Source organism: Sphingobacterium sp. MAE (assembly GCF_056711605.1).
This window is the reverse complement of the sequence record NZ_CM160044.1, coordinates 1,431,114-1,446,133: the sequence shown is the minus strand read 5'-3', so window position 1 is coordinate 1,446,133 and position 15,020 is coordinate 1,431,114. Positions and strand designations below refer to the sequence as shown.

Here is a 15,020-nt window from a genome sequence, read left to right as displayed (position 1 = left end):
GACTACAATAAATTATATGTAAAGCCTACCATGATTTCCGCACCGCGTTTATAACTACGGTTGATGTACTCGTTGCCGTACCATTTTCCTCCCGTTTTCGGATTAGCATACACCGTTTTAATCGCTGGATTCATGATATTTTTGGCAAAGCCCTTAAATTGAATTCTTTTATTGATCCGTTGACTAAATACAAAGTCCAGATAAGGAACTGGCTGTGTATATAGATCTGGTTCACCCGTTAGATTGATCTGGACCAAGCGTTCGCCGACCATATTAAAGGTCATCGTTAGATCTGTTCCTGATTGATCATTATCATAATTTAACCAAGCGTTGATCGAATAGGGAGCTTGTTCAAACAGGGGGCTATTTTTTGGTGAATGTCGATCCAATGAGCGATTGGCTTCATAGCGCGCCGCTGATTTTTGGATCTCACTTTGAGCAAGCATGAGGTTGGAGCCTACGAAGAAATTGCGTAAAGGATCGATCAAAGTTCCCAAGTTTTTAACCACTTCAAACTCTACTCCCCATACTTTACCGACATTGACATCATTCTGGAATTGTATGGTCGGAAATTCTGGGTAAGTAGCTGCCAATCCCTGAGTTTCTAGATTAAACACTTTGACCAATTGGTTTTCGATACGCTTACCAAAAGCCGAAACGGCTATAACCTCGCCTTTTGCCGGAAACCATTCCCATCTAAAATCTGCATTTTGTGTATATTGATTTTTTAGATTTGGATTTCCAACGACCAATCCCATTTGAAAAGCGTCAAATTCAAATACATTGGTTATTTCCCGAAGCTCCGGCCTTGCTAAGGTCGTATTGACAGCGCCCCTGAAATTCATGTTATCATTTAAGGTAAACGTTGCATTCAACGAGTAAAAAGGCTTATAACCTGTTTTATAGACCGAGTTTGGATCAATCGGATTAAGCGGAATAGGCGCTTCTCCATTGGCACCTGTTGTCAATGAAGGATCCAAAAATACACCAGCTGTATCGACTGTAGAGCCAATATTGGTCATTTCAAATCGAACACCCCCTGCCATACGGAAACGGTCGGTCAATTTTAGATCAAGCATACCGTATAGGGCATTGGTTTCAAAATAACCGGTATAATTGTTCGGTGATTTCTGACTATTATATAAAAATCCGCCGATAGGCATCATTCCTTCACCCTGACCTGCTGCTGGTATTTTCACTCCAATGATTTCATTACTGACCAGACGATTCAGATTACCTTCAACGTCATAGAGCGGTAATGCTTTATTTCTGGTAAAATTCGATCCTGGTAAGAACAACTGGTTTTCTGTAAAATCCCGATCCCGAAACAAATAGTTTACCCCTGTTTTGAACTCTTGCTTCTGACCTAATAAGCGGAAAGGAATGCTGATATCAGCTTTGTAATTGTAATTCTGTTCTGTCAGATTTCGCCATCTCCGGCCATTCGGCTCCGCCTGCATAATACCATAGGTACCAAATCCATTGACATAACCTGAAGTCAAGGCATACAAATGTTGAGTATACACCTCTTGTGTTTCACCATTATTTGCGCCCACAACTGGTCTGCTATAATAACCTCCACCACGCGGGATATAGTCTGCTAGACTCGCGAAACGAAAATCAGGATCATTCTGTTTGGATTTTGAACTGGCCACATTGTAACTTAGACGAGGAGAAAGATCACCTTTTAAAAATTTGTGTTCTCCTTGTAAATTGAAGGTATTCAAGTTTCTGAACGTCTGTTTAAGCGAATAGGTTGTACTTCTCACCTCTCCCGGCAAACCCGTGTATTCGTATCGACCATTTAGGTGAGTAGATTTTGTTTCACCGCCCCAGCTCCCGAGGTACTGCATACTGATTTCATGCTGTGGATTAAATCGGTAGGTCAGTCCCACCAGCGTTCCATAATTCAATGTTTCGGTTCCGGTATTTTCCTTATAAGTCTGATATTTGCCCATATACAGACTATTGGGTGTAATATAATTTGGAATATTGCGGACACTGTATACATCTGGATTACCAGTTACGACTCCCTGATAAATACTATATTGTGTCAAGTCACCGCCACTGATGTCGGTTGTTCTTCTATAATAATTACCACCTAAAATGACTCCTAGCTTATGTCTCTTATTAAACAGGTCATAACTGTTTCCAAAGGTGGCCGAATACAACTGGTTCAATGGCGCTTTTTTATAGGTACTGGTCATCACAGGATCAAAGCCCTGCATAATGCCGTTAATCCGTCCCACCTCCTGATAAGCATCGTTGCTATAATTACTGTTGGCGATCATATTGTGGATCGATGATAAGCCTGCGGGGTATTCTTTTGCTAGATGTAAGAAATCAGTCGACAGATTTTTATTATTGATCTTTGTGCCCAAAAATCCCATCTCACTATTCCAGAAACTATTGTACTTCCCTCCCATCCCAATATTGGAATTTAATCCGGTCTGTGCTATGACTTCAAAAGTCATCCGATCGGGGACAGACTTTGTTTTCAGTTCTACAATCCCCGAAGCCGCATCTGCAGGTTTATCAGGTGTCACCGTTTTATAAATGGTGATGTTATCCAATAAGGAAGCAGGTACCAAATCTAAAGGGATAGAACTACGGTCAGGATCCGATGATGCTAGACGTACTCCGTTTAGCTGTCCAATCACCGATCGGTCACCAAGACCGCGTACCGCAACATATTTATCGTCAGTAACGGTTACTCCGGTGACCCGTTGTAAAGCTTGAGTCGTGGTAATACTTCCCGTACGCTGTATCAATTCAGCCGAAATGGCATCCTGAACAATAGATGCTCGTTTACGCTCTTCCAAAACGGCAACTTCGGTATTTGCTTTACGTCGCGCCTGTACCCTGACTTCCACCTCATCTAATGCTGTTGAAGCAGAACGCAGTTGAATTAGGATATTACGTTCGGCGGCGTTAATCGATACTTCTCGGGATTGGTATCCCAATAAGGTGAATACAAACACCTGTGTGCTTTTGGGAACAATAATTGTAAAATTGCCCGCGGCATCGGTGGTAGCTCCTAATTGAAGACCCTTGACCCGAATGGTAACCCCTGCAAGAGCCGCTTTATTATTCACATCTTGGACGCGTCCGGTGATCGTAAATTGCTGCTGTTCGGGTTTGGATTTGCTTCCAGCATTTTCTGGAGCTTCGGTCACCACTACTAATTTATTTTTAATCACATATCGAAAAGGCAGATCAGAAAAACAAGCCATTAATGCCTGTTCAATGGAAGCATCCTTCAGATTAATATGGATCGGTTTGGTATTTTTAAATAATTCAGTATCATAAAAAAAGTCGTACTGACTTTGTTTTCTGAATTCCTGTAATATGGATGGTATGTTGCTATTTTGTTTATTCAGTGTAATACGCTGCCCAAAAGTAGACGCACTGACCTGAACCAACAAGCAAGTCATTAACATCATGGTGATTTTCATAACACGCATGCATTGATAAAAATTCATATGTATTTATTGTCCTTTCACAAGACTATATAGCAGATTCATGACGGGTGTTTACCCAATGCAAATGAATATTTTATATATTTGTTGTCGTTAATATTAATTGATGATTTTGTTCGCACAACGTTATTGATCAGCTTAACGCACTAGCCAGAGGTGTTACGAGCACCTTTGGCCTTTTTTTAAGCCGATCGGGTATTATAGAGGTATTAATCGGTCACAATAATCCTCCTTTCTGTCAATTTCAATTTTGCTTTTCCCGTTATTTCAACCATATCCATAATAGCATTCAATGGCTGAGAACGCGAAACAATGCCATCAAATTTGAGTTTTCCTAAATGTGGTGGACATACGAAATCCACATCGTACCAGCGCGATACTTTACGCAGGATACTGGCTAATGGCTCACTTTTAAACACAAAATCTCCCGCAGTCCACGCTACCTGCTGCTCGACATCTGCTGTACTTACGACCAGGTGTTTATCTAAGAATGATTGCTGTCCAGGACGCAACAGAATCGATTCGCCGTTTAAAGATGAAGTTACCCGCACACTTCCTTCCAGCAGTGTGGTAACTATTCCGGGTTCATCGGGATAGGAATTCACATTAAAATGCGTACCTAATACTTGGATCTCCTGATGCGCTGTTTCCACATAAAAAGGGATACGCTCGACCCGACCATGTTGACGCTTTTCCATTTTGGCAATTTCAAAATATACCTCACCGGTCATTTTTACCCGGCGCTCGTGATGTTCAAAATGCAGGGGATAGTGTAAGGTTGATGAAGCATTCAAACAAGCCTTAGAGCCATCGGGTAAGGTAAGTCGATACTGCCCTCCTTTAGGAGTGGTAATGGTATTGGAAGCATTCCTGTTACTGGATTCGGATTCGGAAACACTGTAAATAAGCTGACCACTTTTTGTTTTCTCTACGCGCACACCGCCTTCTAAGGCCAATGTTCCGACTGCAACTTCATCTAATGAGATGGTCGAACCATCTGCCAAAGTCAATAAGGCTTTATCTTCTCCAGGGATTACTACACTTTGCTTATGGTGATCAGGTTCAGATAGGAAAGATTGACGTAAAATCAAGTACGATAGGGAACCGATGAGCAGTAGTGAAGCCGCGATCTTTAGCCATGGAGAAATTCGAAAGCGGGTATCCGTTTTCTTATTTTTTTTTGCGATCTGCTCCTTGAGGCGGAGATAATGATCTTCAACAGTAGTTACGGCAGTATGATAGGCCAACGTTTGGACTATCCGCTTCTGTTCTTCTACTTCTTTACGGTACTGCGCATGGTCTTGCAGCCAGTTTTCCCATTTGGCAACATCCTGAGCTGGGTATCCTTTACAATAGTTGATGAAGCTGTCATCTGCTAACAATGCTTTCAGATTCAGTTCTTCCATGTTTTATTTCTCTTCATTTGATCAATAGAGCATGGAGTATGCTATTTTCACTACTGATTTTCTAAAAAAAATAAAAAAAATGTTGAAAGGGCCCCAATGGCTATTTTAAGGAAGGTTTCTTGTTCTGCAGTCAACAGATTTCTTAATTTATCCACAGACTTATAGATGGTATTGTAGACGGTATTGATGGAAATACCATTTGCAGCAGCAATTTCTTGGTAGGATAATCCAAGATAAAATTTTTGATAAATCAGCAAACGTTGTTTCTCGCCTAGCTCATCAACTTTTTCTTTTACAAAGCGTCCCACCTCGTCTTCCGTATAGCGCTGTATAAATCCATCTTCAACAGAAGGAACTTCGCAGTTCTCCAATAAAGTGGCGATGGTCGGAATCATTTCATACTTCTTGGCATCATCGCGAAATAGTTTCCGCAAAAAGATGGTAATGATGTAATTATGGAGATGGTGTATGCTGCTACTTTTAGCTCTGTTTTCCCATAAATGAAGAAACACATCATTGATAGCATCTTGAATGATATCGATAGCAAAACCACGTTTGGTACCTACATAACTGAGATAATGATGGTAGTATTCGTAAATCTGATAAAACGCTTCTTCACATGCTGCTGCAACAAATGTATTCCAGTGTTCTTTCAGTTCGTGACGTGTTATAAGAGACATAAATTCAAGATCATACGGTTAACTTTTCTTTACAAAGAAATAGAACGCATATTAACAGAGCATTAATTATAAATAACCAAATCATGTCATATTGATCCTCCATATAAAGCCGAGCAGCAGCTCGGCACACGATGTACCTGCCCCCTATTGTCTATCTAATATATCCGATGCCTTTATCCGGATCATTTAAAAGGTATATTATCTTGTCCATCATGTCTGTATGTGTACCTGATCTGTTTTCTCAATTTCTTTAATTTTACAAATGCAACTATATTGCATTTACTATATTAGTTTTATATCTTTGCTTTTGTATTACACTTAAGAAAACAGATTATATATGATACCTGAAACATTTGAACAATGGAAAACCTGTTTGGTACATGATTGCAAGATCCCGCTAACAGCAGAATTTGCCAGAACGAGACTTGCTGTTTACCAGGACTTCAATAAGTCGGAAACGAAAACATTCATCCGCTTATATGGCCCTCAACACCATCAAAACATCATTGGCTGGTTTACAAAAATAGTTGAAGGTTCGATTGAGGATCAAATCAGCTAGGTTTTACACGAGCGGACTTTATCTCACGCAAGTACCCCTACCACTTACATTAAAATACTAAAGAATGAAATACATGCAGACAAAAACATCCGTATCCACTCCTGATGGGATCACGCAAAAGAAACTCCCCGTTACCGTATTAAGCGGTTTTCTTGGTGCTGGAAAAACAACCCTTCTCAATCATATTTTACATAATAAGGAGGGGTTGAAGGTAGCAGTGATCGTCAACGATATGAGCGAGGTCAATGTGGACGCGCGCTTGGTTGAACATCAGCACACGCTATCACGTACAGAAGAAAAATTGGTTGAAATGAGCAACGGTTGCATTTGCTGTACCCTGCGCGAAGATCTCATGGTTGAGGTGGAAAAACTCGCGAATGAAGGTCGATTTGATTATTTATTGATTGAGAGCACAGGCATCAGTGAGCCTATTCCGGTAGCGCAGACTTTTTCCTATGTTGACGAAGATCAAGGTATAGACTTGTCTCGCTTCAGCTATATCGACACCATGGTGACGGTGGTGGATTGCTTTAACTTTTTCAAAGATTTTGGTACAAATGAAATGCTACAGGATCGCAATCTAACAGATATGGAAGGTGACGACCGAACGATCGTCAACCTGCTGACCGACCAGATCGAGTTTGCGAATGTCATCATCTTGAATAAAACAGATCTGGTGGATGCTGGGACCGTTGGTGTTTTAAAGGCTGCGATACACAAATTAAATCCTGGGGCAAAAATAATCAGTTCTGTTTTTGGAAAAGTAAGTCCAAAAGAAGTGTTAAACACCAAACTTTTTGATTTTGATGAAGCCCAGACTTCGGCAGGATGGCAAAAGGAATTGGAGTCGGAACAGCATACTCCCGAAACAGAAGAATATGGCATCAGTTCGTTTGTATTCAGAAATCAAAGACCTTTTCATCCTGAACGGTTTTGGCATTACTTAAACCATCAGTATCCCGCAGGTATTATACGTGCCAAGGGTCTTTTCTGGCTAGCCTCCCGTCGTGATGAAGCTTTAAATTTTTCTCAGGCTGGCGGCTCTTCGCGCCTAGAGACTGCTGGTGTGTGGTGGATCAGTATGTCCTACTTCGAACGCATACAATTTGAAAGTTACGTCGCCAATAAAGACTATATCGAAGGTCGCTGGAGTAAACAATGGGGGGATAGAATAAATGAACTTGTCTTTATTGGACAAGACATCAATGAAAACAAGGTGAGGATGGACCTGGAAAAATGCTTACTCCAAGAAGATGAGTTTTATCTGTTTGATAAAAACATCAGGTTTGAAGATCCTTTTCCAACAAATATATAAGGTGGATCATCTTGATTAAAAATGTAATAACATGGTTGCATAAATAAGCACCATGTTATTTTTTTATCAGGGGACATCATTATAGATGTGTACATCAGCCCTGTAATTGATTTCCTCATCTCTTAATGATCTGTCAGATCTTTTAAATTTTTACTGCACTATTTTTTCAATCTCCAAGGCGATCAAACGCTTAATAACGGACCTGCTTAATCGATCAAAAAATAGCTTCTATCGGTTGATCATACCTTTTCATCGGTAGAATTTTTAAAGGATGTGGTGTTGCTCTACTTTTAAAGAAAAATTAAAAGATATGTCACTATACACACCGCTTATTTGGATCTCTATCATGCTACCGTTAATGGCTATTGCATTTGCCAAAACGAAAAAAGTAAATTCAAAATTTTTAATCCTTTTCATCGTCTATTTTTTAGCTGATTGTTATATCCAGCATTTTAGCAGACAATATGCTAGCCTTGATTCCATTGGATTAAAATTTTCTTGGGTCGGTAAAATCTTAAGTTTATTGTTATCGCTGACCATCATTTTTTCGGTAAGCAAAACTCATCGTGAGCAGATCGGATTCACCTCGAAAAGTAATACAAAGAAACAGGTCCGATTCGGCATTTTTCTATTCCTTGGATTCTTATTTTTTGATTTGATTTTCAAATTGATCCTATTCCCTAAAGGAGGTCATTTTGATCTTGAGACATTCGCTTTCCAGGCTACAATGCCCGGCTTAACCGAAGAACTAGTTTTTAGAGGCATTTGCTTTTGGCTTCTTGATCAAGCTTTTACTCCCAAATGGAATATCAAAGGGATCTCATTGGGTTGGGGATTTGTTATCGTGACGTTTTTATTCAGTGTTGCACATGGTGTTGTGCTCACGGAAGATCATCAACTCAAATTTGATATCATCACGATCATCTACCTCACGCTGATATCTTCGCTCAGTCTGGGCCTATTGCGAAAATTTTCAGGTAACCTAATTTACCCCATCCTTGGACACAATACCGTCAATCTATGTAATGCTATCATTAGAATTTTATAAGGAAACAGCGGCTAACAATAGCAAGGATAATCTTTCCAATAAGCGATCACCAACAGTATGGTCGCTTGTCTTTTTATACAAAAACTATCCCTATAAAGCGTTCAAAAAACTATATTTGGTTGATCTTTTTAAACACATTTCATGTCGCAGGATACACAGGTTTTCTCCAGCTATTTAACGAGTAAGATAGCAGAATTTGATTTTGAGCGTTTATATACCAAAACAAATCGAATGCTGCTGCATGTCTGCATGTGGTTTACTTTTTCAGTCTTATTGCTGCTAAGCTACATACTGGCTTACAAACTCTCTCTATTTAATGCTGTGATCCTCACCATCAGGATGACGACTGTTAATATGCTCGTATTCTATCTCTTCTTTTATGTCTTGCTACCCAAGATTTTATCTGGAGGCAGGAATAAGATCATTGTACTATTGATCATTAGTTTGCCTTTCCTGTTGTTTATCTGGATTGCGATCACCTATTTCTTTTCCCAGCTCTATCATGCTTTGGGGTTTGAAATCGAAAATGGTGAACTTAAAGGTGCGATTAAGATGAGTGCCGATCAAACCTTTTTACAGGCTGTTTCTTTCAAACGCATGATCTCGCAGGCCTTCATCGTGATTTCGATTCTATCGCCCTTCTTTTTTGTGAAAATTCTATTTGAAATCTCTAAACTTTATAGTAAAACTTTAAAAATTCAGCAGGAAAAAGCAAGCTTAGAAATAGAAAATATCCATATTGAAAAAAACTTTTTGAAATCCCAGCTCAATCCACATTTTCTATTCAATACCTTAAACAATCTATATGGGCTTGCGATAAAAAAAGATCCCGCGACGCCAGATGTGATCGTCAATCTTTCGGATATTATGAGTTACACCCTCTATGAATCCAATACAGAAAAGGTATCCTTACAAAAAGAACTGGAATTTATAAAGAACTATAGCGAACTTGAAAAAATGCGCTATCCGGCTGATAAAAAGATTGTATTACACCTTCCTGATGAAAACAATTTGATGGGATTATATATTGCTCCATTGCTCACTTTTACTTTTATAGAAAATGCCTTTAAATATGGTCTTAGCCATAACAAAGAACAGTTTATAAATTTGAGTATAAAAATTGAGGACAATCAATTTTACTTTCATCTTGAAAATGATGTAGATGACCATGTTGCCACAAAGGAGTTTGGAGGTATTGGGATTGCAAATGTTCAAAAGCGCTTGCAGTTGTTATATCCCGATAAACATGAACTCAGGATTGAAAATCTCCAACATAAATTTGTTGTCAGCTTAAAAATAAATTTAACAACTCATGGATAAGTTCACGTGCATCGTTGCAGATGATGAACCGCTCGGCAGAGAGGTGATCGAAACGTTTATAAAAGAAATTCCTTTTCTGACCCTCGTGGCATCCTTTGGTGATTCCGTAGAAGCGCTGCTCTATTTACAAAACCATCAGGTTGATATTATGTTTAGTGATATCCAAATGCCAAAAATAAATGGGATGGAGCTGGTACATGCCTTGGTCAATCCCCCTATTATTATTTTTGTTACTGCCCATCGCGATTTCGCATTGGATAGTTTTGATGCTGGGGCAACCGACTATCTGGTAAAACCTGTTCGATTCGATCGGTTTTTAAAGGCTGTCAACAGAGCTAAAGAAAGAGTCCTGACAAGTAAGGCTACTACACGCCCAGAGACAAAGCCTGACCGTATATTTATCAAATCGGAAGGAAGGTTAGTCAAAATTGTATTGAATGAAATCCTTTATATAGAAGCGCAAGGCGATTACCTGAAGATCGTCATTCCCGAAAATAGCTATACCACGCAAGCTACGCTCAAATCTATGGACGAAATCCTAGATAAGCAGCTCTTTTTTCGTGTGCAGCGTTCGTTTATCCTTAACATCGAAGCTGTCAAAACCGTCAGCGGAAATATGATCGAGTTGACAAATGGTAAATCAATAGCTATTGCTTTAAATAAAAAGGAAGAGTTTTTCAAGTTGTTGGTCATCAAATAAAAGAGATAATTTTATTATATTTACTTGAGATCCTTATGGTAGATATACAATTTAAGAACAGTAAAATTAGTACAGGTATTTTCCTATGTATAGCCTTTATTGCGCTTTTACTTTTCTTTATTTTTAACTCGTCAAACAGCTATGCTCCCATACTACTATTTTTAATATTCGTCACGCTTCATATCTTATATTTTCATAAAATTAGGTTCTGGATCGAACATAAAAAAGGACGACCAGGATTAAGCATAGAAGAACGAGGACTAGTAAATAACACAGCAGATACCCCCATTTTTATTCCTTGGAATGATATTCAAACTTTTGAAACTGGCTTTTATCGCGCGCAGAATCAAATCTTTATCCACGTTAAGGATGAGAAAAAATATGACCAAGTTAAACGTACGGCTTACTTAACTGCTTTAAATGCGATAGGTCGTTTTTTCAGATCAAAACCTGATTTACTTTGGATCGATGTTGATGTTTTAGCGATTTCTGAACCACAACTTTTGCTGTTACTTCAAACTCGATTAAAAGCATATGGTGAAGCGAATCGGTGAGTGCTGTTATGAGTGCTTATTTAAAATTAAACACCGCTTTTAAAACGGCCATTCGCCCTCTTAGCTCATAGCTGTTATGCATTTGCATGTTCGCAGATACCGAATAGGTTTCAAATTTTTTAACATTCGCCAGATTCGTCAAGTTGAGTTCAAAGTCCGTTTTTGATTTTTTGTGACGATAGCGGATGAAGGTATCGAAAAACAAGTAATTAAAATCGTTGAATCCAGGTTGATGCGCATAGACATTCCGAGCACTGAACCGTACATGAAAACCGGAAAATAAGGTCATCGGTAACCCAAGTTGATGGGAAGCCTGGAATGTATTTCGATCCAATCCCCTAACCTTTCCTTTCTGTTTACTGCTCATCCACGACAACTGCCCCGTGTACGAAAGATTCAACTGCTTCCAGATTTTTAATTCCAAATTAGGTCTCAAGGTATAGCCTATATTTTGAAATGGAAGGATCTCGTTATTGAAAAACTGGTTATAATCGGATAGGGACCACGATGCTGCCAGCTTCATGGTACTGGATAAGGCAAAGATATATTTGTCAAATCCGACAGACGCCTGATAAGAATTGACGATATTTTCCTGTTCGATCAATTGTGTCTGTGTCGATTGATCATTCACCACATTGGATAGTATGGTGTTGGAGATGGATTGTTTATAATTCAATCCTACATTCATAAATAACAATTTTATCGTTCTTCCTACCTTATAATTTAAGCCAAACTCATTGTTTTTATTTTCGGTGATGACACCGTTATTGCTTGAGAAGGTGCGATAGTTTCTAATCAATAGCCCCTGATACACATTTTCTATATTTCCAAATGAATGGCTTCGTTGATAAGAAAAACTAAGTTCATCTTCCTGACTCACACGAAGCCTAGCGGAAAATGTAGGATTGAATAAAATATCATATTGATTTTTATCGAGGTTAAAATAAGGATCCGCATAACAGGTATATTGCCATGAAACCGGCAATACCAGTCGAGTGCCCCATCTCCTATTGCTCCATTCATATTCTGCATTTGCAGAAACGGAGGAGCGATTCCAGTGCAGCTTATTTTGAGTAGAATCTAGCGCGACATCCGCGATATTGCCCGCTTTATGGATCGCGATATTGGATCTCAATTTTTGATCTTCGACCATCGCACCGAGATTGTAGTATTGTTTTAATTTCCCTTTAGGAAGTCTATATCCGACACTTGCTTTCGTAAAAACTGTTGGAACTACCACATGCTGCCAAGTTTGTTCATAAGGAACCCCTCCTGAGAACACATCAGGAAAGAGCCCTGGGGAGAATGATAAAGTTTGCGGTTTAGTCGCATAATTGAGATACCAGTTTACTTGTACTATATCACCATTTTTAAGTGCAGGTACCCATTCCAATTGATTTGAAAAGCCTTTTATTTGATGATGGAGACTGCCCAAAATAGTCTCCCCATTGCTCCCGATATTCGCCTCGCAATCTTCCTTTTCATACTCAAATGAAAAAGCATTATTGATATAGCGTTTCTCTATATTTTTATTTAAACTCAAGCGCAGTGCCGCTAGCCATTCCGTTGTTTGGGTATACTGATTTTCATCAAAAATATAATCGCCATCTTCTGAAAAATAACTCGTCTCTCCTTTAAAATTGGTGTTATTTTTATCCTGTAAGAGCTGAATATTGGATTTCAATTGGAAGCCATTTTTGATATTCAATAGATTGTTGGCATTTAAAGCCACCGAATTATTCATAAAATAATTTGATTTGGCTACAGGTGGACCACCGACAGTACCTAGAGCCAGTAGATTATTAACGGCCGAATACCCCATTCGCGAGAGCACAGTAGCTTGGTTAAATCCTGTAAAATCTCCCGTCAGATCATTTCCAATATTATTGCCCTGCAAGACATTCAATACTTTATATTTTTTATTAAACAGGATCGTATTGAGTTCGCCGTCATATTGCTTGGGTAGTCCTGCACCTAATTTTGCCTGACCCGTCAACTTCAGTTTCGCATCGTCCTTGATCACGAGATTGATCGCCACTTCATCGGTATAGCGTCTATTTTTGAGCACTTTCATGTGTTCATGATTGGTCAGCACCTCGATGTCCTTGACCATCTTATGCGGGATCGTTTTGGTTCCGATCGCATAGCGGTCATCCAATAAATCATCCCCATCAATATAGAACTTCGAAATCGCTTTTCCCTGATATTTGATACTTCCATTGTCCCCGACCTCAATACCCGGCATCCGTTTTAATACCTCACCAATGCTACGGTCCTCCTCTTTTGCAAAAGAAGCCACGTTATAGGCAAGCGTATCACCAATCTGTCTGATCTGCGGTCGACTTTTGACTTCTACATCTTCCAATAGCACTACTTTTTGTTCCAGTTCAATTGTTTTTTTTAAGCCAACTTCTGTCCATGGGATTATTTTTTTGTGGTAGCCAAGATGATTGATCTCCAGATACGCTCCATCCACATCTTTAACTGTAGCCAAAGAGAAAGCACCATCCGCCTTTGTTTCTTTGAAGGTTAACAATTTATGGTCACTAGATTTGAGCAGGACATGGATATGATTTAAGGCTTTCTTCGTGTTTTTATCTACTAAAAATCCTTCGATCACATGTTCCTGTCCAAAAAGCTGTGCACTACAAAGCAGCAGGTAAACAATAAAAACAGCGCGTTGTAACATACTACGGTTTTAATTCTAAAGGATTATTCGTGACCGAAGAAGGTTTATAATTATCGTCATTTTTAATGGACATGGATTTAATTTTTGATGCGTCGATAGCTGAGGAAGATGAAGTGGCACTACCTCCGCTGCTCACAAATACACCTGGACCTGCAATTCTCACGTTGGACTTCGATTGCATATAGGCACTGGGATTTGCCTTAAATGCCTTTTCTAATTTTTCGACTTCATCTTTTGTCGACAAAATAGCCTTTGCGGGAGTTCCAATGGTCACTTGGACATCAGCCGCCAATTTATCAAAACCTGAATATTCAAACTCCACCTCATTCTTATCATCCTTTGCGGCTAGAATAAGTCCTGGCAAACCGTGTAATTTCCACGGTCCAAAAGAAAACGGAATATCGGTTGTAAACCATGCGGTATAATGTCGACCTGCAAAAGTGGTGGTGGCTTTTTGACAGGTATATCCACCTATTACTTTTGTTTCATCGGCTATATTCCAATCTTGTTTAGGATAGGTAGTCTCCAATAAAAACTCATCTGAAGCAACACGCTTCACTTCTACCATCTGGGATTTAGCAGGTTCGAGCAGATAAGATTCTTTGATGCCACTGGTGGATCTGGAGATCACTAAATTACCGTCAAAATCTGGAGCTGAAAGCATTTTTGTGGTTTGCTCCTGCATTCTGGTCGTTGAATAACTGGTATAATAACTTGTTTGCTGACCTAAATAAGTAACGACTTCATCACGGGTATGCTTATCTCTTTGTGTCGTGTCATTGACATGCTTGAATATGTAATGCACTTTGGCAATTGCCTTTTCTTGCGCTTTAACAGCCATAAAACTGACTGAAATCAATACGGTTAGTAAGATCTTTTTCATAATGTTTACGATTTTTTTGTAAACTTACGAAATATTCGTAACTAACAAATACTCCTCATAAAAAATCATTCAATAAAAATGCAAGCAACTGATTATTTGATCAATAAAATTACGATATGATTATTTTCACGTAAAATAGACCATTTTTAGTGAATTCTAAGTACTGTTTTTTTTGTGCTGTGCGGAAGATTTTTTTTTATTTAATTTGAAAAGCATTTTAAGTGATTTAACAGCATTTCATTACAGAAATAAGTAATTAGCAATTAACCCTATCGAAAGGACTTTTTTATGATAAAAATCATGCTTTCCGTATCAATAAAATATCCCTACTTGAATGAATAATAAAGGAATATGGGTACTTCAAGCAATATAATTACAAAATAAACT

10 protein-coding genes are annotated in these 15,020 nt (G+C 38.9%); 5 read left to right on the top strand and 5 right to left on the bottom strand.

The annotated features are described in order from the left end of the window. Positions 1–2: 2 nt before the first annotated feature. The 3 genes from AC06G9_RS06135 to AC06G9_RS06125 all read right to left on the bottom strand — a co-directional run bounded on the left by AC06G9_RS06135 (position 3) and on the right by AC06G9_RS06125 (position 5,565). Positions 3–3,482: a TonB-dependent receptor gene (locus AC06G9_RS06135; protein ID WP_480957714.1), complete on the bottom strand. Its 3,480-nt coding sequence runs from the start codon at positions 3,480–3,482 to the stop codon at positions 3–5. A 206-nt stretch (positions 3,483–3,688) separates the two neighbouring features. Next, entirely contained in the window at positions 3,689–4,885 is a 1,197-nt protein-coding gene (locus AC06G9_RS06130; protein WP_480957713.1) for a FecR family protein, read from the bottom strand. 50 nt (positions 4,886–4,935) lie between these two features. Further along, the gene (locus AC06G9_RS06125; RefSeq protein WP_480957712.1) at positions 4,936–5,565 is read right to left on the bottom strand and encodes an RNA polymerase sigma factor; all 630 of its coding nucleotides are present in this window, start codon (positions 5,563–5,565) and stop codon (positions 4,936–4,938) included. Positions 5,566–6,197: 632 nt separating this feature from the next. On the opposite strand from AC06G9_RS06125, the gene AC06G9_RS06120 reads away from it, so the two are divergent. From AC06G9_RS06120 to AC06G9_RS06100, 5 genes are all read left to right on the top strand, one after another. Further along, entirely contained in the window at positions 6,198–7,439 is a 1,242-nt protein-coding gene (locus AC06G9_RS06120; protein ID WP_480957711.1) for a GTP-binding protein, read from the top strand. 310 nt (positions 7,440–7,749) lie between these two features. Continuing rightward, a complete protein-coding gene (locus AC06G9_RS06115; protein ID WP_480957710.1) occupies positions 7,750–8,487 on the top strand; it encodes a CPBP family glutamic-type intramembrane protease in 738 nt (245 codons plus the stop codon). 141 nt (positions 8,488–8,628) lie between these two features. Further along, a complete protein-coding gene (locus AC06G9_RS06110) occupies positions 8,629–9,807 on the top strand; it encodes a sensor histidine kinase (RefSeq protein ID WP_480957709.1) in 1,179 nt (392 codons plus the stop codon). Next, on the top strand, positions 9,800–10,507 hold the full coding sequence (locus AC06G9_RS06105) for a LytR/AlgR family response regulator transcription factor (protein ID WP_480957708.1): 708 nt from the start codon (positions 9,800–9,802) through the stop codon (positions 10,505–10,507). The genes AC06G9_RS06110 and AC06G9_RS06105 overlap by 8 nt, the downstream gene beginning before the upstream one ends. Before the next feature lie 35 nt (positions 10,508–10,542). Further along, positions 10,543–11,061 carry an STM3941 family protein gene (locus AC06G9_RS06100; protein WP_480957707.1) on the top strand — a complete coding sequence of 173 codons (519 nt, stop codon included), beginning with the start codon at positions 10,543–10,545 and terminating at the stop codon, positions 11,059–11,061. 16 nt (positions 11,062–11,077) lie between these two features. Here the strand turns inward: AC06G9_RS06100 and AC06G9_RS06095 are convergent, their stop codons facing one another. Both AC06G9_RS06095 and AC06G9_RS06090 read right to left on the bottom strand, forming a co-directional pair. Beyond that, entirely contained in the window at positions 11,078–13,750 is a 2,673-nt protein-coding gene (locus tag AC06G9_RS06095; protein WP_480957706.1) for a TonB-dependent receptor, read from the bottom strand. A 1-nt stretch (position 13,751) separates the two neighbouring features. After that, positions 13,752–14,633, bottom strand: a complete 882-nt coding sequence (locus AC06G9_RS06090) for a GLPGLI family protein (RefSeq protein ID WP_346568926.1) — start codon at positions 14,631–14,633, stop codon at positions 13,752–13,754. Positions 14,634–15,020 lie beyond the last annotated feature (387 nt).